The sequence below is a fragment of the Sporosarcina sp. FSL K6-1522 genome, assembly GCF_038622445.1.
Taxonomy (GTDB): domain Bacteria; phylum Bacillota; class Bacilli; order Bacillales_A; family Planococcaceae; genus Sporosarcina.
The window spans coordinates 1,484,605-1,502,913 of sequence record NZ_CP152019.1 but is presented as its reverse complement, the minus strand read 5'-3'; the positions used below and the strand labels follow the sequence as shown (position 1 = coordinate 1,502,913).

The following is an 18,309-nucleotide window of genomic DNA, read 5'->3' as shown; positions in this document are numbered from 1 at the left end:
TTAGAAATCAGCTTATTTAGCAAGGAAACCCAAGCTTTGGAGGTCATAACATGAAAAATTTATTAGTTGCAGACAATATCTCGAAATCTTTTAATGGGAAAAACATAGTAAAACCGGTAAACTTCACAATTCAACAGGGGAGCATTCATGTGATTGAGGGAAAGAGTGGCTCTGGCAAATCAACTTTACTCAGTATGTTAGGAGGTATGGAAAAACCAGACCGTGGAGACATTCGTTTTAATGGTCATTCACTTTACCGATTAGGCGATAATGAGCAATCAAAAATAAGGGGCACTTCCTTTGGCTATGTATTTCAATCATTTCATTTAATACCCGAATTAACTGTGAAGGAAAATATCGAATTGCCTTTACAATTTAACTCGCGAGGTGTGGAGAAAGATCGTGTGTCTGAAATCGCAAACAGATTAGGTATCGCTTCGCATTTACATAAAAGACCAGACTTTTTGTCAGGTGGTGAACAACAGCGAGTTGCGATTGCTAGAGCTGTCATTATGGAGCCACAAATTATATTTGCTGACGAGCCAACAGGTAACTTAGATCAAACAACTACCAAAACAGTCATAGAGTTATTATCCAATTTAACAAGTTCTTTGAATATCGCTTTAGTTGTTGTTACGCATGAACAGCATCTCTTTACACAGCCACACCATCTATACACTATGGAAGATGGCTCCTTAAAGAAGGTGAGACAGCCTCATGCTTAAGATTGCATTGGATTTAGTATTATCCAGAAAAAAGTGGTTGCTTATTATCGTTAGTTCCTTTGCTTTCATGTTCGCAGCTTCTTTTGCCATACTACTCGCTTCTGAGACCATTAAATCAAACCTAAAAGAAGATGCGTACCAAAAATATGGAGAGCATACAGGCGTATTAATGGATACTAACGTTTTTAAAGAGGAACTCAGTAAAGACGTTGACGATATTGGAGAATACTCAATTTCAGATAAATTGCTACTAGAAAACAACAAAATTATAACGGTTGGCTGGTTTGATGAGGATGCTCTTCGCCTAGGGAGAATTCAGTTACTTGAAGGTGATTACCCCAAAGGTGAAAATGAAATTGTAATTGAATCATCCTATAAAAAATTGATGGAGAAGCAATACGGAAACGAATGGAGTATTGGTGAAAGTAAAGTTCTTGAGTTTGAAAACGGTCAAAAAGAAGTAATCTTAGTCGGAATCATTGAAGATTACTCCGCAAATTGGTCTGTTCCAGCGGATGTAGAAATAGGCAAAAATGATTTCCCAAACATCCTTACAATAAGTTCTGAACCCAACTTACATAATTACATCTTTAAAATGAATGGCAGTAAAAACTATTCAATCAATAAAAGCAGTAATTTGACAAGTGAATACGGTGAAAGATACATCAATGATAGGCTTTTATATACTGGGCTAATCGATTATGATACAGTTTCGACGTTGGCGATTATTTTTCAAGTTGTCGTTTTAGTGATGTCGATTATAAGTATGATTACAATCATTTCCTTTTATAACATAAAGGTATTAAAAAAGATGGCTATTTTGAAAGCGAATGGAGCTACTAGCAAAAGCGTTTTCTGGATTCTCATATACCAGTACCTACTCATGTTAGGAGTAAGTCTATTGCTTGCCATTCCTCTTTCATTGCCACTTACTAAACTAATCATCGTCAATACGTATAATAATGGAGAATTGGCTAATTTAAATTGGCCCTATATCATCGGGCTACAGGCAATAATGCTTTTAATGACTGGCTTATTTTTAACGATAAAAACAATTCGAGATGTAAAAAAAATGAACAACTCCTCGATTTCTTCATTATTACGAGGAGTAAAAGAGAGTTTACCAATCACTGAGCTTAATACAAACAAATTTGTATACAAACAACTGTATATGCAAGTAATTACATATAAAAACCTATCCATCCTCACTACTTTGTCTTTATGTTTGTCGATGCTCATTACTACAACATCATTCTTTCTGCAAAAAGAAACAGCAGGTATTTGGGATGATGATGCCGATTATGTCATTGTTGCCCAAGAAATCTATTTGCATAAAGAAATTGAGCATCTAAACGTCTTAAAAGAAGAGGGGCTTACGATTTCGACGAAAGATGTAGAACGTATTGAAGCCTTACCATCTGTTCTACATCTCGATAAAACTCCCTTTATGGTTGACGTACATCCATTAATTCAAACTAATAGTGTCACACAACCAATTGAAAACTGGATTTCGTCACATAATCCGGATAAAAACACCTATATGAATAAAATAATCATTCCTAATGTAAACTATCAAATAGTAGATGCCAAGGGCTTTGAAACACTATATCCAGAAGGTTCTTTTGAAGATTTCAAAGGAAAGGCTTTACTGATTGTTCCGAACAACAGCCATGCGTCTAATGAGCGGTTAATCGGTGAAGAGTTAGACTTTGTAAGAAAATTTAACGGTGAAAGCGGAATGGAAACCCAGGAATGGAAGTATCCTGTATACGATGTACTTGATGAAGCACAGTTTAGTGAGGATTATCAAAGTTTCACAATTGTGTTGGACAATGAAACAGCAAGTCAAAATGCAATATTTCGAGGCTACTATGACCTCTCTATCTTTACGAAGGATGATTTGACTGATAGCCAAACAACTGAATTAGAGTCGATGTTAAGTGAAATGGTTTCCACTACGCCTGGCAGTCTCTATCAAATTGTTTCAGATTTTATAATCGAGGATACGAAGATCTCTGTTTTCTTCGGATTTTTAGGACAACTATCCTACGTGATTGCCATCGTACTAGCAATCATTAGCATGTTAATAATGGTCTTTGGAAAATATAACATACAAAGGTTTCACTGGGGAACATACATGTCTATGGGAATGACTAAAAAGCAAGTAGTTCAATATTTAGGTTTGGAAATGCTTGTCTATGTAAGTATCAGTGCAATCTTAAGTAGCTTATTATTCTTAGCTATAGCGCTATCCCATGGATATTTATATCCAATATCCCAATACTTGATTTCCCATCTATTTTCAATTGCTATCGTTTGCATATTGCTTTTAATTGGAGTTTATTTCATCAAACTTCAGATTGACAAGCACTCAATATACTTCTTGTTAAGGAGAGAAGATTAACCCAATAACGGCGGGAGCCGGGCACCCGGAGTCCGCTTAGAAATACACGCCAAACTCTCCAGAAAAAAAAGCACGAACGGTGCCAGGTATGGACACCATTCGTGCGAAGGCATTCTAAGTTCGCCGCGTCCTGCGGCAACGAATGCATGACCAATATCCTATTGGCCCAATTGTGGCCGTACCTGGCACCACTCTCCATCTTCAAGCTTACTCTTTCCCAAGCTGAATCGCTTTTTTAATATCCTTCAACGATCTTGAGGGGCCATACATTAGTACACCACCACGGTAAACGCGTGCACCAAACCAGCCTAAAATGAAAATCGTTACAAGCATAATGCCGATTGATAACAACGGCTCCCAAACGGGTAAATCGAGCATGCCAACACGTAAGAACATAACGAGTGGTGCAAAGAACGGGAAGAAGGATGCGTATTTAATATACGCCACTTCTGGATTGCCAAGCCCTGTCGCCGCAATCATAAATGCCGCTACAATTAACAACGTCATCGGCAGTATCATTTGTTGCACATCTTCTGTTCTACTAACAAGCGACCCTAGCAAAGCCGCAAGCGTTGCATACAGGAAGTAGCCGAGCAAGAAAAACACTGCCGCATAGACCAGCGTTCCAACATTCATATTCGAAAAGCCAAATACAGAGAAGAAACCGTCTGCCATTTCGGAAGATGTCGTTTTTAATGCGATGAATCCAGCCAGACCAAACAACACCATCTGTAGTAAACCAAGAGATCCAATCCCTGCGACTTTAGCAAACATATGCTTAACTGGGGACACGCTAGAGATTAGAATTTCCATAACACGCGATGATTTCTCTGTCGCCACTTCTGTCGCAATCATACTCGCATACAAAATGACTGCAAAGTAAATGAGGAACATCAATACATAAACAAGACCACGTGCCTGGCTCAATTCTTCCTCCGTTTTTGCTGATGCAGATACGGAATGTTCTTCAAATTGAATAGGCGCAAACAATGTCTGTACTTGCTCGCCAGACAACGATAATTCCTCTGCTTTCATTTCCGTTTGAATCGACTGAAGCGCATCTTGTAGCATCATCGGGAGCGCGAATTCCATAGAACTCATGGACGTGTAATTTGCTTGAATCGTATTCGCCCCATCCAGCTTGAGTGTCAAAAAGGAATCGATGTCCCCTTCCTTCACTTGCTCTGTCAGCGCTTGTTCCGTTTCACTAGCTTTCTCTATCGTCATGTCAGAACCACTTGCCTCAAATTGCGCTGCCAACCGATCTATTAACACACCACTATCATCAATTACTTGCAAGACTTCAGCCGACTCACTATCTCCACCCGTCACGCTTTTGACACCGTCAATAATGTTCCCGATATTCGCAAACAAGAACACGGCCGCCAGCATAATCGCCGTCGTAATGATAAACGACTTCGTTTTTGCTTTCGTTACGAATGCCTGTTTAAAAATAATCATGAATTCACGCATGTTGCTTCCCCACCTTTTCGATGAAAATATCTTGCAACGAAGGTTCTTCAATTTCAAAGTGACGGATAGGACCCGATTGCAATGCCGCTGTCAGCAGTTTATGGGCAATCTCTTCCGTTTCAACTTGGAAGACAGCCCCCTCAACGGTTTTATGAACAGATGTGACACCCGAAATGGATTCCAATTGTGACAAATCATTATCCGAATGAATGCGTATATTATGCTTACTGAATGATCGCTTTACATCACGTAAAGTCCCACTGACGACCTGTTTCCCTTTATCGATAATACTCAATTGCTCACATAATTCCTCCACATGATCCATACGGTGACTCGAAAACACAATAGTTGCACCTTCATTGCGGAAATCCAAAATGGCTGCTTTCAGCATTTCAACGTTCACGGGGTCAAGACCGGAAAAGGGTTCATCAAGAATGAGCAGTTGTGGCTTATGCAAAAGGGATGCTATCACTTGGATTTTTTGCTGATTCCCTTTCGATAGCTCTTCGATTTTTTTATTGGCATAATGCGGTACTTCAAAACGCTCCAGCCAGTTGTGCAGTTCTTTCTTGGCGTTCGCTTTGTTCATGCCTCGCAGTTGCGCTAAAAATACGAGCTGGTCTTCTACTTTCATTTTCGGATAAAGGCCACGCTCTTCTGGTAAATAACCGATTTCTGGACTTGTCGCATAGGAAATCGGTTTGCCGTTCCATGTAATCCGCCCTTCATTAGCATTCAATAATCCTAAAATCATGCGGAACGTCGTCGTCTTCCCCGCCCCATTCGCTCCTAAAAATCCGTACATCGTCCCATCGCCAACGGACAGCGATAAATCGTCCACAGCGGTAAAATCGCCAAAGCGCTTTGTGACGTTTTCAAGTAGTAAAGTCATCCTGTTACCCCTTTCGTTTTTCAACCTTATAACTATACGTATCTAGTGTGCTGAAGTTTCAAACTAATTCCGTTTATCCACAATGGCAGCTCCAACGCCGTAAGATACCACTGCAATCACATAAAGTGCGGCGAACAAAAAGAAAGCAAGACCCGGTCCTTCAAAAATAATAACAACCGCCCAGGCAATCACAATAGTCACTACTGTAACTGTCCAAGATAGCGATTTGGCTTGCTCCTGAATCCTTTGGTAACGCTCATCATAGCGACGTTCTTTTTTCCCTTTTTTCCGAACAAAATACCAAACGCTTAATGCAATCACCAACCCTGTCGGCAAACCTAACATAAACGCAAGCAAATCAAATCCTTCGTACATCCTCATTCCTCCTCCGGTGTAAAAATATCCTCAATACGACAATTGAATAACTTCGCAATTTTAAACGCTAAAACCAATGACGGATTATATCTCCCTTTTTCAAGGGAAATAATCGTCTGCCGCGAAACTTCCAACTTCTCCGCAAGGTCATCCTGCGTTAAGCCCATCGCCGTCCGCATTTCCTTAATTAAGTTATTCAGTGCCATGCCCCTCCCTTCAGTAGTAAAGGTCGCTTTACGTAAAGGTTACTTTACTATACGTTTGATGTCAAGTAACCTTTACAAAATATTTTTAGAGTATTTTGTAGCATTGTAGTATAATGAACGAAAGAGAATGGAAAGGGTGAATGTTGTGAGAACTTACAAACTGACTGCATATGAACCAACAGGGAAATTGATTACAGAAGAAACGTTCACGGCGGAGTCCGATGACGCGGCAAAAGTACAGGGGCAAGCCATGCTAGAAGAAAAAGATCTTATTGAAAAAACACATCGCCTCGCTTCTCCCGCTGGGAAGTTATTATTGTTTCATTCATAAAAAAGTGCAGCTAAGTAGACTGTTCTGCTTGGCTGCACTTTTATTTAGATAACAAGGAGATAACATAATGTCGCAAGGGCTTATTCATCATATTGAACTATACGTTTCTGATTTAGCAAAAACCATTGATTTCTGGAGTTGGCTGTTAGAAGAATTAGGATATAGTCAGTTTCAAGAATGGGAAAGTGGACGGAGTTGGAAGTTAGGGGAAACGTATATTGTTTTCGTACAAGCAGAAGAAAGATTTCTTGATGTCCCTTATCATAGATGCCGTGTAGGCCTTAATCATTTGGCATTCCACGCAAGCTCACGCCAACAGGTGGATGCGTTAACAAGCAAATTACAACGTAAAGGAATCCGCATCCTCTATACTGATAAGCATCCATTTGCCGGTGGGTCTGAACATCATGCCGTTTACTTTGAAGATCCGGATAGAATGAAAGTTGAAGTGGTAGCACCTAAACTGTCCTAATTTAATTCATACACGCATCGCCAATCTGTGATAATCTATAAGAGAATTAGATCATTACTTACCAGTAGAGTAAAAGGGGTGTTCCACATTGAAAATTGCACTAATCGCCCACGATGAAAAGAAAAATGAAATGGTCAATTTCACAATTGCTTATGAACATATTTTTTCACAATACACGTTATTTGCAACAGGCACGACGGGGCAACGGATCATGGACGAAACGAATCTATCCGTCAATCGACTCATGTCAGGCCCTTTAGGCGGCGATCAACAAATCGGCGCAATGATTGCGACAGGCGATTTGGATTTAATCATCTTTTTCCGCGATCCATTAACTGCACAACCACATGAGCCCGATGTCAGCGCATTATTGCGCCTATGCGATGTCTACGGTATCCCGCTCGCGACGAATATTGCAACAGCTGAACTACTACTGCGTGCTGTTGAAAAAGGCTTTTTCTCATGGCGCGAGACAATGGAGAAATACAAATAAACGAGTAAAGACCACTGCAGTACTCACCGGAAATTCTCTGGTGAATGAAGTGGTCTTTCATTTCTCCGCGGTGCACTGACAGTTTCAAGAGTTGCCATGACAATTTGAATATTTTCGCTGACAATTCGAAAATACACAATCAACTCCCCTGCTTCAATAAAAAAAGCACCGGACGACACCTCTTCAGGTTTGCATCCGGTACTCCTATTATTTCCCTACAAATGCCGGCGTCCGTTTCCCCACAAACGCTTGCAGTCCTTCCAAGTGATCCGCTGTTTTACGCATCGCCACTTGTGTTTCACTCTCCATTGCCAGCACACTATCAAGCTCTGCTATTTTTTGCTCATGTAAAATACGCTTTGAAGCAATCATTGCTGCAATCGGTGAAGCGAGCAATTTATGAGCAAAGGCTTCTCCCTGTTCAACGCCTTTTCCTTCTGCAGTTACTTCGTCAATTAACCCTTTTTCAAGCGCTTCTCGGCTCTTCATCACCTGACCTGACCAGATGAGTTTTTTCGCTTGTGGTACGCCGATGCGCTCTTTTAAGAAGAAGTGACCTGCTCCATCCGGCACAAGTCCGATGCCGATAAAGTTCATCGCCAACTTACTTTCTTCTTCCGCAATAATATAATCACAGCCAAGCACTAAACTGAATCCTAATCCTGCCGCCGCCCCATGGACAACCGCAATCGTAATTTGCGGCAATGTATACAACGCTTTCGCCAAGCGTGATACATCAACCATCACCTTAGCAATATCCATCGGGTTCTCCGGATTGATCATTGCTTTAATATCTCCCCCAGCTGAAAATGCGCGCCCCGCCCCTTGAATGACGAGTACTTGTACAGTCGTGTCATTCTTTAGCTCTTCAAAAACGTCTGCCAGCTCTTTCATCATCACTTCATCCATCGCGTTCATAGACGCTGGTCTGTTCAATATTAGACGCGCAAAACGTCCCTCTCTTGTCAATTCAACAGTCGTATACATAAAAAAGACACCCCTTATAATAAAGTGAACAACCATTCACTCTTTATATTCGGTGTCTCCCCTATAAACCCTCTATTTATTCGCAATTGTAGAAAATTAAAATCTGGATAACCTACTCGTAAGTAAATCCAAAACTTTTATTCCATCTTTTTTATAGCCTCAACAGCCACACTCATACTACTCAAAATATGGCTTCGCATAGTACTTTCTGCGCCCAATCGATCCCCTTCAATGATATGCTGAAGAATGATGGAATGCTCATCCGTATTTTGCATGTACATTTCCTCGTTATTTATCGGCACAAGACGGCGATACCTCGTGACATGATCATTCAATTGGCTTAGAATTTTTACAACAGTCCTATTCCCACTCATTCGATACAGCTGCTCATGAAATTTAGTTCCATAATGAAGGATTTCTTCGATATTTTTCGCTTCAATCGCTTGATTAATTTTATCGCAAATGCCTGATAAACTATCAATATCCTCTTTTGTTGCATGATCAGTAGCCTGTTTGGCTATAATCCCTTCTAAATAACTTCTCACTAGAAATATTTCTTCAGCTTCTTGCACCGTAATCGAAGGCGTTTTTAATCGTCCATTGGCTTGCCTAACAACCAACTCTTCCACTTCTAGTTTCTGTAACGCTTCACGTAATGGTGTTTTACTAATATCTAATTCCTTAGCTAACTTACTTTCAATTAAGCTCTCTTCAGGAGTGAAATCGCCATTCAAAATTTTGTTTTTGATTTCAAAGTATGCATAGTCTTTAGACATTCTTCTTGGTTGCGAGCTATTCATAATAACCTCCTCCTTAAAGGTAAGTACCCCCATACTTATGCATAACATAGCTAGCAATTGTTAGTCAACAATCGCTTTGTCCATCCACTCTTTCCCTTCCAGCTGCCTTGTCACAAGCATACTCGCGACAGTATCTCCCGTGGAGTTAACCATCGTCGCAGGCGGGTCAACAACGACACCAATTGCCGAAATGATTGGCAACGCCTGAATCGGCAAACCGTAAAACGTAATAATGACCATTTCTCCAATAAATCCGCCGCCTGGAATTCCACTCATCACCACACCAGCCATTAAAGAAATCGCAATTGCCGTGACAAACGTACCGATTCCGGTAAACTCCATGTTAAACACACCGAATACGAATGCAATTTTAAGTATAGAAGAAAGACAAGAACCATCCATATGGATCGTTGCACCTAGCGGTAAAACGGTTTCACGAATATCCTTCGGCACTCCAATTTTTTTCGCAGCTTGCAAGTTGATTGGCAACGTCGCAAAACTACTTCCTGTTCCAAGCGCTGTCGCTGCTGGCGCAAGAATGTTTTTCCAAAAGCGAATGACACCCTTTTTCCCTCCAGCAATAAACGCATATATTGTAAAGCCAATCGCAAAGTAAAGGATTGCAACAGGGTAATAGAGAATAAATGCCTGCGCATAATCACCAATGAGCTCCCCACCAAAATCTCCGATTAACGCCGCAAAATAAGCACCCAAACCAATCGGTGCATAGTACATAATCAGTTGAATCACTTTCATAAATATTTCAGAGCCACTTTCTAAAAAGCGAGCAAATGGTTTCCCAACTTCTCCTGACAAACCAGTCGCAATCCCTAACAACACCGAGAATACAATTAACGCAAGCATGTTTTTACGTGAAAATAATTCCACAAAGTCTGGCACTGTAAACGTATTGACGAGTTGATCAGATAACGACAATACTTCCGTATTTTCCGGAATCTCTACAGGAATGGTAGCGCCTGATCCGACTGGAAATAGAATCACGGCAACGAGCATCGTTATGGATGCAATAATTCCTGTTATGATAAAAATCGTCAACATTGAACCCATAATTTTTCCAAGTCGTTTCATACTATCCATATTCGCGACAGCCGATGTAATGGAAAAGAACACAAGCGGAACGACGACCATGAACAATAGATTTAAAAACAAATCGCCAAACGGTTTAATGATACTCGCTTTTTCTCCAAAAATCAGGCCGACAATAGACCCTACAATAATGGAAGATAGAAGAATGAGTGGAAATCGATACGGTTTTAATTTCTGCAACATACACTTGCTCCCCCTTTATGAAAATACATCTTCTCTTACAGGTTAAAATGTCGAAGTGAACGGGCTCCGCCAATAAAAGATTCCTTGTGTAATCGTTTCTGCTGGCCCCGTCATCCAGACACGTCCATCAGTTGCCCATTTAATCGTTAGATCTCCCCCACTTAAATGGACAGTCACTGCTGTATCTTTCTGAACATAGCCATTTAACACCGAAGCCACGACAGCGGCACAAGCCCCCGTCCCACATGCCTCCGTTACACCAGATCCTCTCTCCCATACTCTGAAATTGATTTCTTTGTCAGAGACAATCTCCACAAATTCAACATTTGCCCGATTTGGAAAACGAGGATCTATCGTCACAATGGAACCTAACTCATGCAGAGGTGCTTCTTCAATCTTGTCTACAAAAAAGACGGCATTGGGATTCCCCAAAAATAACGCCGTTACTTTCAATGCATGATCCCCAACTTGAAAGTCTTCGGCAATTACCTGCTGATTTTCGGGACCTTGCATCGGTATTTGGCTGCGATGTAAAAGAGGTGGTCCCATATCAACCGTCACCTGATCGATACACGCTCTATCCCCAAATACCTCAGCTGTTACGACAGCCGCCTTTGTTTCAATTTTGAAGATCTTGTTCGACACAAGATGATTTTCATACACATATTTCGCAACGCAGCGTAACCCATTTCCGCAATTTTGCCCTTCCGATCCATCCTTATTAAAAATTCGCATCCCAACATCGGCTACATCACTCGGGTGAATCAAGATGAGTCCATCTGACCCAATACCCGTATTGACGTTTGAAATATCGATTGCTAATTGAGTAAAAATCGATTCATCAAATTCATGTGCAAATAAATCGAGGTAAATATAATTATTGCCAATACCATGCATTTTCGTAAATGGAATGTTCATCATCCAATCCTCACTTTTCACCAAACGTTATAGCACAAACAAATCTTCGTTGAACAACGTATGGTTGGCATAGAGCGAAGGCGAGCCACCCGTGTGTACAAACAAGACATTGTCATCTTTTGTAAATGTTCCATTCCGAACCAAGTCGATTAGTCCCGCCATCACTTTTCCTGTATATACTGCGTCTAGTAGTATGCCTTCTGTCCTTGCCAACATTTGCACAGCTTCAATCATGCCTGCTGTCGGAATCGTGTAACCGCCTCCAACATAGCCGTCATAGCAATGTACACTGTCCGAACAATCAGCTGTCACTTGTAGAAATTCTGCTGTTTGCTTCACCAAGCGCTCGATATTCGGAACTTGCGTTTCATTTGGCCTGGAGACATTGATGCCACTCACTTTAATAGGCGCGCTACTTCCCTCAAAACCGACGATTAAGCCCGCTTGCGTGCCGCCACTGCCGCTCGCCACCACTACATGATCAATCACGAGCCCACTATCATATGTTTGTTGCAAGATTTCCTGAGCACATGCTACATAGCCAACTGATCCCAATACATTGGACCCACCGATGGGAATTAAATACGGTTTTCTGCCAGCTGCTACTAGCTCCTCGCCCAATGCATGCATTTCCGCAATCACATCTGCACCGTGTTTGACGACCTTAATCTCCTCAGCTCCGAGTAATTTATAGAGCAAGTTGTTACCATTGGCATCTGCGTTGTAAGGCGTTTCAACACCTTCTTCCAAAACTAGCTGACATTTCAACCCTTCCTTAACAGCGGCAGCTAACGTCAGGCGACAATGATTTGATTGGAGCGCACCACAAGTCACGATGGTATCCGCCCCCTTCGCAATGGCATCCGCCAGTAAAAACTCCAATTTCCGTGTCTTATTTCCGCCTCCAGCAAGTCCTAGTAAATCATCGCGTTTAATATAAATCGTAGGTCCACCCAATAGCTCGGACAGACGGTCTAACCTTTCGATTGGCGTTTGTGTATGTGTATAACTTCTTCTCGGCAATTTTGATAGGTACATTGGGTAATCTCCACCTTTTGAAATATTGGTATAGCTTCTGGACAGACAATCGTTATTTCCTGTTCATCCTAACACTCTCCATTCAAAGTAAATAACATTATTAAGTTATTTTCAAAATCATCACACAGTAAAAACATTCTGTCAACGACTTTTTGTTATCCAGATACCCCCTTGAAATATCTGCTCGTGCGGTTTAGAAAAATGATTGACAGAGTATTCTAATTGCTAGATAATAAAAAATATAAAGTTATAATATTATTTACTTTCTAACAAAAGATCATTCCCAAGACAAAATCAATCACCCATCATAGGAGGAAATTATGAAATCACTTTGGAGTATAGACACGAATATCATTCATTCATTACATCAGGAAGAGCGGCACACGGGCGTTGTTTCACAGTCGATAACGCCTGCTGTCGCTTACTCATTCCCAAGTGCTGAAGATGCAGCAGCCGTCGTCTCGGGGCAAATGGAAGGGACTTATTATGGACGTTATGGCAATCCAACAACACAAGAATTAGAACGCCAAATTGCACAGTTAGAAAACGGAGAAGCTGCTTTAGGTGTCAGCAGCGGCATGGCGGCGATTTCCATCTCCCTTCTGGCTTACTTACAACATGGCGATCATGCCCTCGTAACAAAAGACGTTTATGGGGGGACGTTCAGCTTTTTAAAAAACCTCGCACCACGTTTCGGCATTGACTATACGTATATAGACTGTACCAATCTAATGGATCTTGAACGTTCGATTAAACCGAATACGAAAGTGCTTTATATTGAAACACCTTCAAATCCTGGATTAGCCGTTTTGAATATTAAGGCCCTTTCACTGATTGCCAAACGCCATAATTTGACCCTTATTATCGACAATACATTTATGACGCCCTACCTTCAAAAACCTATTGAAATGGGGGCTGATGTTGTCGTTCATAGCGGAACTAAGTATCTCAATGGTCATGGTGATGTCATTGCAGGTTTTATCGTCGGACAGAAAAACGAAATCAATCGCATGAGAAAAACTATAATGGGCGACCTTGGCCAAAACTTAAACGCTTGGGAATCTTATTTAATTTTACGGGGGTTAAAGACATTGCCTGTCAGAATGCAGAGGCATTGTGATAACGCAATGGCCATTGCAGAATTCCTTGAAAAACATCCAGCTGTTGAAAAGGTTTTTTATCCTGGTCTCCCATCACATCCGCAACACGAAGTAGCCAAGTCTCAAATGAAAAAAATGGGGGGAGTTGTTTCGTTCGAATTAAAGGGAGGAGTAACAAGCGGGAAAGAATTTATTAACAATTTACAGCTGGGATTAATCTCATTTAGTCTCGGTGATCCTGAAACCTTAGTACAACATCCCGCTTCCATGACACACTCTTCTATTCCCCAAGAAGAACGATTGAAATACGGCATATCTGATGGACTCATCAGGCTATCAGCTGGATTGGAAGACCGACAAGACATTATTGCAGATTTGCATCAATCACTTGAGAAAATCTCTTCAGCAAAGCATGCCACTCTATAACAACTTCATAGGTAACACAAACACCCCCAAGTACATATAACTTGGAGGTGTTTGTGTTTATCAGCATTTCTATGTTCAGCTATCCTAAACTGTTGCAGTAAAAATCGCATCTAAATGTGCTAACTTCTTGTCAATTGCATCTTCAAACGTCAAAATATAGGCCGCTGGATCTTTCGGATTATAATACTGCGTGATTTTCCCCGTTGTCGGGTCGATGAACTTACTCGATGCACCACAACCAACGCCAATAATCGTCTGCACTTCTTCCATAATAACGATGTTGTAAATACTCTCTTCGCCCGGCTTGGCATAACCGACGTTTTCCAAGTTACCTAAAATATTTTTTTGACGGTACAAATAATACGGCTCGTAACCATTCGCTGCATTCCACTGTTCCCCAAGCTTCATCATCTGCTCGACAGTGCCACGATCTGCCACTTTATACTTGTCCTTATTGCGCGTCATTTCAGATGCGCGTTTGAATGACAGTGTATGAACAGTCAATGATTCAGGTTGCATCTTCTCCGTTTCATCCAACGAATGCTGGAATTCTTCCAAGCCTTCGTTCGGCAAGCCGATAATTAAGTCCATATTGATGTTTTTCATGCCCATATTGCGTGACAACCAAAACTTATCGACCGTCTCTTGAACGGAATGATGACGTCCAATCGCTTTCAATGTCTCATCTGTATACGACTGCGGATTGACACTGATGCGATCAATGCCCCACTTTTTCAACACGTCAATTTTAGCAGGCGTAATTGTATCCGGGCGTCCCGCCTCTACCGTCACTTCTCGAACATTTTCCATATTCGGGAATGATGCATACATCGTTTCATAGAGCGCATCCATCTCTTCTGCCTCAATAGAAGTCGGTGTTCCGCCGCCAAAGTAAATCGTCGTAATCGCCATATTACGCTCTGTCAGCCACTTGCCCATTTCACGAATTTCCTCATGCAAGCCATCGAGGAACGATTCCACACGACCATTTTTCCGATGAATTGCGTACGCCGGGAATGTACAATACGCACATTTTGTTGGGCAAAACGGAATTCCAATGTAAATACTTACTTCCTCTTTCAACTCATACAAATCAGGTACTGCACGTAGTTGAACATCTGCAATATTTGCAAGCAGTTCACTCTTCTCCGCTGAAATGCGATGGCGATCCATTAATAATTGCTGCGCCTCTTCTGTACTATACCCTTGCTGGCGGTATTTGTGATAGAGCTTCATTGGACGGATACCTGTCAAAATCCCCCATGATTGCTGCATACCCGTTGCTTGTTCAAGTGCTTCCAGCAAGATATGTGAATAAATTCGCTTCAGCTGACGCGTTTGAATTTTTTCATTGCCATCTTCTTCTAGCTCCGAGAAAGTAGCGGTGTATTCTTGACCATCCCAAGTTAAAAACGCTTGCCCTGTCAGCATATTGTCCGCAGTTTTCTCAAGCGTAAACGCTACACGGATGGCCTCTTCCACGTCTTCCTCTATAATTTGCGACTGCTCAAAAAACAGATTCGCCAGATGCGTAAACATCCGAATCCAGTCCTGCGCAAATGATTGTTTAATAACGATTTTTTGCATCTATATTTACCAACTTTCTAGTAGTGAATCCATCATTGTTATTCTATCACGTCAATTGTAACAAGGAATGGAAGGTAACCTAAGTTCGCCGCGTCCTGCGGCAACGGTTGCATGACCCAACTTCCTGTCGGCCCGCAGAAGAAAAACCGGCATATGCCGGTTTTCAGATGGATTCATATAATTGTTGAACAGGCTTCATTAACACGCGGTTTACTTCTTCAATAACCCCGCTCAATTTCATCTCAGCTTCAAGCATCGTCATAATCTTTTGGTTTTGCTGTGCTAATTGCGCTGTTTTTTGTGCATATTCCAGCTCTTCAGCAGCAATTTCTTCCCCTTGCATTTGCTTTTCCTGAAGCGTTACTTGGATTTTACGAAAGTTCTTGAACAGTTCAAGTGCCTCGCCATCCGCCTTCACTTCTTCAACCGCTTGTTGGACATCTGCAAATTCCGCTGTTTTACGGAAAGTCGCTTCCAAGTTGTTTAAATCATCATAGATATTCACTGTCATTTGTTGTTCCTCCTAAGATAAGTTTGTTGCAAAGACGATAAGACCTTGCACGATTCCAATCAAGCCGCCAAGCAAGGCACCTAAAACGGTAATCATTTTGAATTCACGCTTAGAAATACCCAGTACGAGATCTTCCAATACGGCCACCGGGAACGTGTCGACTTGCTCCCTTACCATATCATCTAATTTCAGTTTGCGGAGTGATTTTTCCATTTGTTCTTCTGCCTGGATAAATGCAAAACGGATGAGTGTAGGTGTCACATTGTTTGCTGTCCACTCCGCACCTTCGGGCCAGTAATCATGAATGGACTTATCAAGACGTGCGTCCAGTGCCAATTCTTGTTGCGCATACAATTTGACGGAACCAAATAATCCGTCCCAATCAAATCCCGCAAGCAATTCCTCGACAGGACGCTTTTGCAGTTTCGTCCACTCATTAGTCAGCATCTTGTTGACCAATTCGAATGTACCAGGAGCCGCAACAAACTTCAATGCTTCTCGTTGCACTTTTCCAACGAGCGATTCAGACTCACCGAAAAACATACTCATCATGCCACCAAGCGTACCTTTCGATGCCAAAAAGTCATCAATCAGTTTGCGAAACATCGCTTTTCCTTCATCAGATGCGCAGTAGTTTTCCGCACGATCCAATATATACGTTGTCATCGTCGGAATACGCTCTTCCGCTCCCGCTCGCCACGATTCCGGTAGTACCTCTTCTACCGTGCCGTTCGTCAGTTTTGTGCGCACAGCGTGAAGCTGTTTATCGAGCACTTCCAACACTTTTTGTTCGGCCTTACCTGCAACATTCGTCGCACCCGCAGCATTTAACCAATCATGCAATGTCTTGTCTGAATGAAATACATGTTCTTCAATCTTTTGTTGGAGAAAATGCTCTGCCTTCTTCTCCATATCTGGCGTTAGTAATTTCTTGCGGAACGTCTCTGGCGTCAACAAATAATTCGTCACCGTTTTTCCCAACTGTCTTGCCAGTTCGTCACGCCGTTTGGGAATCAATCCAGGTGTAAATGGCAAGCGCCATTTGCCAATATATTTTGCTTCATGTGGCCTAAACAGCATTTTGATCGCGAGGTGATTCGTAAATCCTCCAATCAGTGCGCCGATGAATGCCATGAATAACAAGGTCCATAAAAAATCCAATCGCTTCACCTTTTTCCGTATCGTTACGCCCAATTATAACAGAACGATGCCGTACGGAAAAATGCGAAGACTTAGCGAAGCGCGTTGTACATGGTCGACATCCGAATCGCATGTTCCATTTCATCATGCATCGCGATAAACAATGGATTATACGCCTGTTGAAAAGGAATAGTTAGCAGCATCTCCTTATACGTTTCAACCGCCTCAAGCTCATCTACTAATGCCCGTTGTACACACTCTTTCAAGTTGTAACAAGGCAATGGCTTCTTCGGATTTGGAACAAATGTCCCGGTCATCATATAATAGAGTTGTTGGAACATTTCGTAATGGCTTTTTTCATCCTCATACATATGACTGAGAAAATCTTGCCACAGCGGATCGTTCGTCAAGCCATACATCGATTTATAGAAGTAATAATCTTTGTACTCGTCTTCAATGGCCTGCTTTAATTTATCGACAAACAAGTTAGCACCCTTTCGCTTATCTTTACCCAACTTTATGCGTACAGGCTGCATCTTATGAGAGGAGAAATTGTATGCTGCAACACTTTAGTTACAAACCTATGTATGACAATCAACAATTGCCGGGCTGGACATTTGCATTTTTCTTCCGCAATGCGCGCTATACGGGCGAATACTCGCCCGACGGTACCATCACGTGGACTGGCGAAACGCCGCCCGAAGAACAAAATGTTCAAAACATGATTCACGAATTAATGACTTTCCACGTTTACGACTGATTTCCCGTTTTTTCGACCATACTACGCTCGATAAAGAAGGAGGAGACGTAGTATGACGCAAGAAAAATCAGCCGAAAAATTGCGGAAAGAAAAGCAACAGCGTAGTATCCAAAATCAGAAAACCGAAAATGTCTTTGAAGATAAAAGCCGGGTTCCAAATGAGCAAAACGCTTGGAAGGAAACGCAATATCAACGAGGAGAATGACAAAGAGAACGCCCTGCAATCATATGTGTGCAGGGCGTTCTCTTCGTCATTCGAGTGTTTTAGTACAAGATTGTTTTCCAAGCGTATTCGATTTCAATGGCTTCGCGTGCCAGGCAACTGAAACCATTCGTGTCCAATAAGGAAGGCATTCTAAGTACGTTGCTTCCCAAAAAGTG

The 18,309-nt window shown here is 41.7% G+C and carries 21 protein-coding genes; 8 read left to right on the top strand and 13 right to left on the bottom strand.

Annotation, left to right across the window (positions count from 1 at the left end):
- Positions 1–50: 50 nt before the first annotated feature.
- Together MKY34_RS07360 and MKY34_RS07355 are read left to right on the top strand one after the other, a co-directional pair.
- Positions 51–725 (top strand): ABC transporter ATP-binding protein, encoded by a 675-nt coding sequence (locus MKY34_RS07360; protein WP_342514538.1) that lies wholly within the window; start codon positions 51–53, stop codon positions 723–725.
- Positions 718–3,129, top strand: coding sequence for an ABC transporter permease (locus MKY34_RS07355; protein WP_342514537.1), 2,412 nt, complete (start codon positions 718–720; stop codon positions 3,127–3,129). The genes MKY34_RS07360 and MKY34_RS07355 overlap by 8 nt, the downstream gene beginning before the upstream one ends.
- Positions 3,130–3,336: 207 nt before the next feature.
- Here MKY34_RS07355 and MKY34_RS07350 read toward each other — a convergent pair whose 3' ends face one another.
- The 4 genes from MKY34_RS07350 to MKY34_RS07335 all read right to left on the bottom strand — a co-directional run bounded on the left by MKY34_RS07350 (position 3,337) and on the right by MKY34_RS07335 (position 6,069).
- Positions 3,337–4,602, bottom strand: coding sequence for an ABC transporter permease (locus MKY34_RS07350; RefSeq protein ID WP_342514536.1), 1,266 nt, complete (start codon positions 4,600–4,602; stop codon positions 3,337–3,339).
- Complete coding sequence (locus tag MKY34_RS07345) at positions 4,595–5,494, bottom strand: ABC transporter ATP-binding protein (RefSeq protein ID WP_342514535.1); 900 nt, start codon at positions 5,492–5,494, stop codon at positions 4,595–4,597. Before MKY34_RS07345 ends, MKY34_RS07350 begins: the two co-directional genes overlap by 8 nt.
- 63 nt (positions 5,495–5,557) lie before the next feature.
- On the bottom strand, positions 5,558–5,869 hold the full coding sequence (locus MKY34_RS07340) for a DUF3796 domain-containing protein (protein ID WP_342514534.1): 312 nt from the start codon (positions 5,867–5,869) through the stop codon (positions 5,558–5,560).
- A 2-nt stretch (positions 5,870–5,871) separates the two neighbouring features.
- Positions 5,872–6,069, bottom strand: coding sequence for a helix-turn-helix transcriptional regulator (locus MKY34_RS07335; protein WP_342515210.1), 198 nt, complete (start codon positions 6,067–6,069; stop codon positions 5,872–5,874).
- Positions 6,070–6,220: 151 nt separating this feature from the next.
- Between MKY34_RS07335 and MKY34_RS07330 the strand changes: the two genes are divergently transcribed.
- From MKY34_RS07330 to mgsA, 3 genes are all read left to right on the top strand, one after another.
- The gene (locus tag MKY34_RS07330; RefSeq protein ID WP_342514533.1) at positions 6,221–6,406 is read left to right on the top strand and encodes a YhzD family protein; all 186 of its coding nucleotides are present in this window, start codon (positions 6,221–6,223) and stop codon (positions 6,404–6,406) included.
- A 67-nt stretch (positions 6,407–6,473) separates the two neighbouring features.
- The gene (locus tag MKY34_RS07325) at positions 6,474–6,878 is read left to right on the top strand and encodes a VOC family protein (RefSeq protein WP_342514532.1); all 405 of its coding nucleotides are present in this window, start codon (positions 6,474–6,476) and stop codon (positions 6,876–6,878) included.
- Positions 6,879–6,966: 88 nt separating this feature from the next.
- On the top strand, positions 6,967–7,371 hold the full coding sequence (gene mgsA, locus MKY34_RS07320) for a methylglyoxal synthase (protein WP_342514531.1): 405 nt from the start codon (positions 6,967–6,969) through the stop codon (positions 7,369–7,371).
- A 207-nt stretch (positions 7,372–7,578) separates the two neighbouring features.
- Here mgsA and MKY34_RS07315 read toward each other — a convergent pair whose 3' ends face one another.
- The 5 genes from MKY34_RS07315 to MKY34_RS07295 form a co-directional block, all read right to left on the bottom strand.
- A complete protein-coding gene (locus MKY34_RS07315; RefSeq protein WP_342514530.1) occupies positions 7,579–8,358 on the bottom strand; it encodes an enoyl-CoA hydratase in 780 nt (259 codons plus the stop codon).
- A gap of 137 nt (positions 8,359–8,495) precedes the next feature.
- Complete coding sequence (locus MKY34_RS07310) at positions 8,496–9,158, bottom strand: GntR family transcriptional regulator (RefSeq protein WP_342514529.1); 663 nt, start codon at positions 9,156–9,158, stop codon at positions 8,496–8,498.
- Positions 9,159–9,218: 60 nt separating this feature from the next.
- A complete protein-coding gene (locus MKY34_RS07305; protein ID WP_342514528.1) occupies positions 9,219–10,448 on the bottom strand; it encodes a dicarboxylate/amino acid:cation symporter in 1,230 nt (409 codons plus the stop codon).
- Positions 10,449–10,490: 42 nt separating this feature from the next.
- Positions 10,491–11,366 (bottom strand): diaminopimelate epimerase, encoded by an 876-nt coding sequence (gene dapF, locus MKY34_RS07300; RefSeq protein ID WP_342514527.1) that lies wholly within the window; start codon positions 11,364–11,366, stop codon positions 10,491–10,493.
- Between the two features lie 27 nt (positions 11,367–11,393).
- Entirely contained in the window at positions 11,394–12,404 is a 1,011-nt protein-coding gene (locus MKY34_RS07295; RefSeq protein WP_342514526.1) for a D-cysteine desulfhydrase, read from the bottom strand.
- A 317-nt stretch (positions 12,405–12,721) separates the two neighbouring features.
- On the opposite strand from MKY34_RS07295, the gene MKY34_RS07290 reads away from it, so the two are divergent.
- Positions 12,722–13,930 carry an aminotransferase class I/II-fold pyridoxal phosphate-dependent enzyme gene (locus MKY34_RS07290; protein WP_342515209.1) on the top strand — a complete coding sequence of 403 codons (1,209 nt, stop codon included), beginning with the start codon at positions 12,722–12,724 and terminating at the stop codon, positions 13,928–13,930.
- An 84-nt stretch (positions 13,931–14,014) separates the two neighbouring features.
- On the opposite strand, the gene MKY34_RS07285 is transcribed toward MKY34_RS07290, so the two are convergent.
- The 4 genes from MKY34_RS07285 to MKY34_RS07270 form a co-directional block, all read right to left on the bottom strand.
- Positions 14,015–15,517, bottom strand: a complete 1,503-nt coding sequence (locus MKY34_RS07285; protein ID WP_342514525.1) for a coproporphyrinogen III oxidase — start codon at positions 15,515–15,517, stop codon at positions 14,015–14,017.
- Between the two features lie 163 nt (positions 15,518–15,680).
- The gene (locus tag MKY34_RS07280) at positions 15,681–16,028 is read right to left on the bottom strand and encodes a YlbF family regulator (RefSeq protein WP_342514524.1); all 348 of its coding nucleotides are present in this window, start codon (positions 16,026–16,028) and stop codon (positions 15,681–15,683) included.
- 12 nt (positions 16,029–16,040) lie between these two features.
- Positions 16,041–17,198: a DUF445 family protein gene (locus tag MKY34_RS07275; RefSeq protein ID WP_342514523.1), complete on the bottom strand. Its 1,158-nt coding sequence runs from the start codon at positions 17,196–17,198 to the stop codon at positions 16,041–16,043.
- A gap of 62 nt (positions 17,199–17,260) precedes the next feature.
- Positions 17,261–17,653, bottom strand: coding sequence for a ferritin-like domain-containing protein (locus MKY34_RS07270; RefSeq protein WP_342514522.1), 393 nt, complete (start codon positions 17,651–17,653; stop codon positions 17,261–17,263).
- Positions 17,654–17,724: 71 nt separating this feature from the next.
- Here MKY34_RS07270 and MKY34_RS07265 point away from each other — a divergent pair, with 71 nt between their 5' ends.
- Both MKY34_RS07265 and MKY34_RS07260 read left to right on the top strand, forming a co-directional pair.
- Entirely contained in the window at positions 17,725–17,928 is a 204-nt protein-coding gene (locus MKY34_RS07265; RefSeq protein WP_342514521.1) for a YheE family protein, read from the top strand.
- Positions 17,929–17,980: 52 nt separating this feature from the next.
- Positions 17,981–18,133, top strand: coding sequence for a hypothetical protein (locus tag MKY34_RS07260; RefSeq protein ID WP_342514520.1), 153 nt, complete (start codon positions 17,981–17,983; stop codon positions 18,131–18,133).
- Positions 18,134–18,309 lie beyond the last annotated feature (176 nt).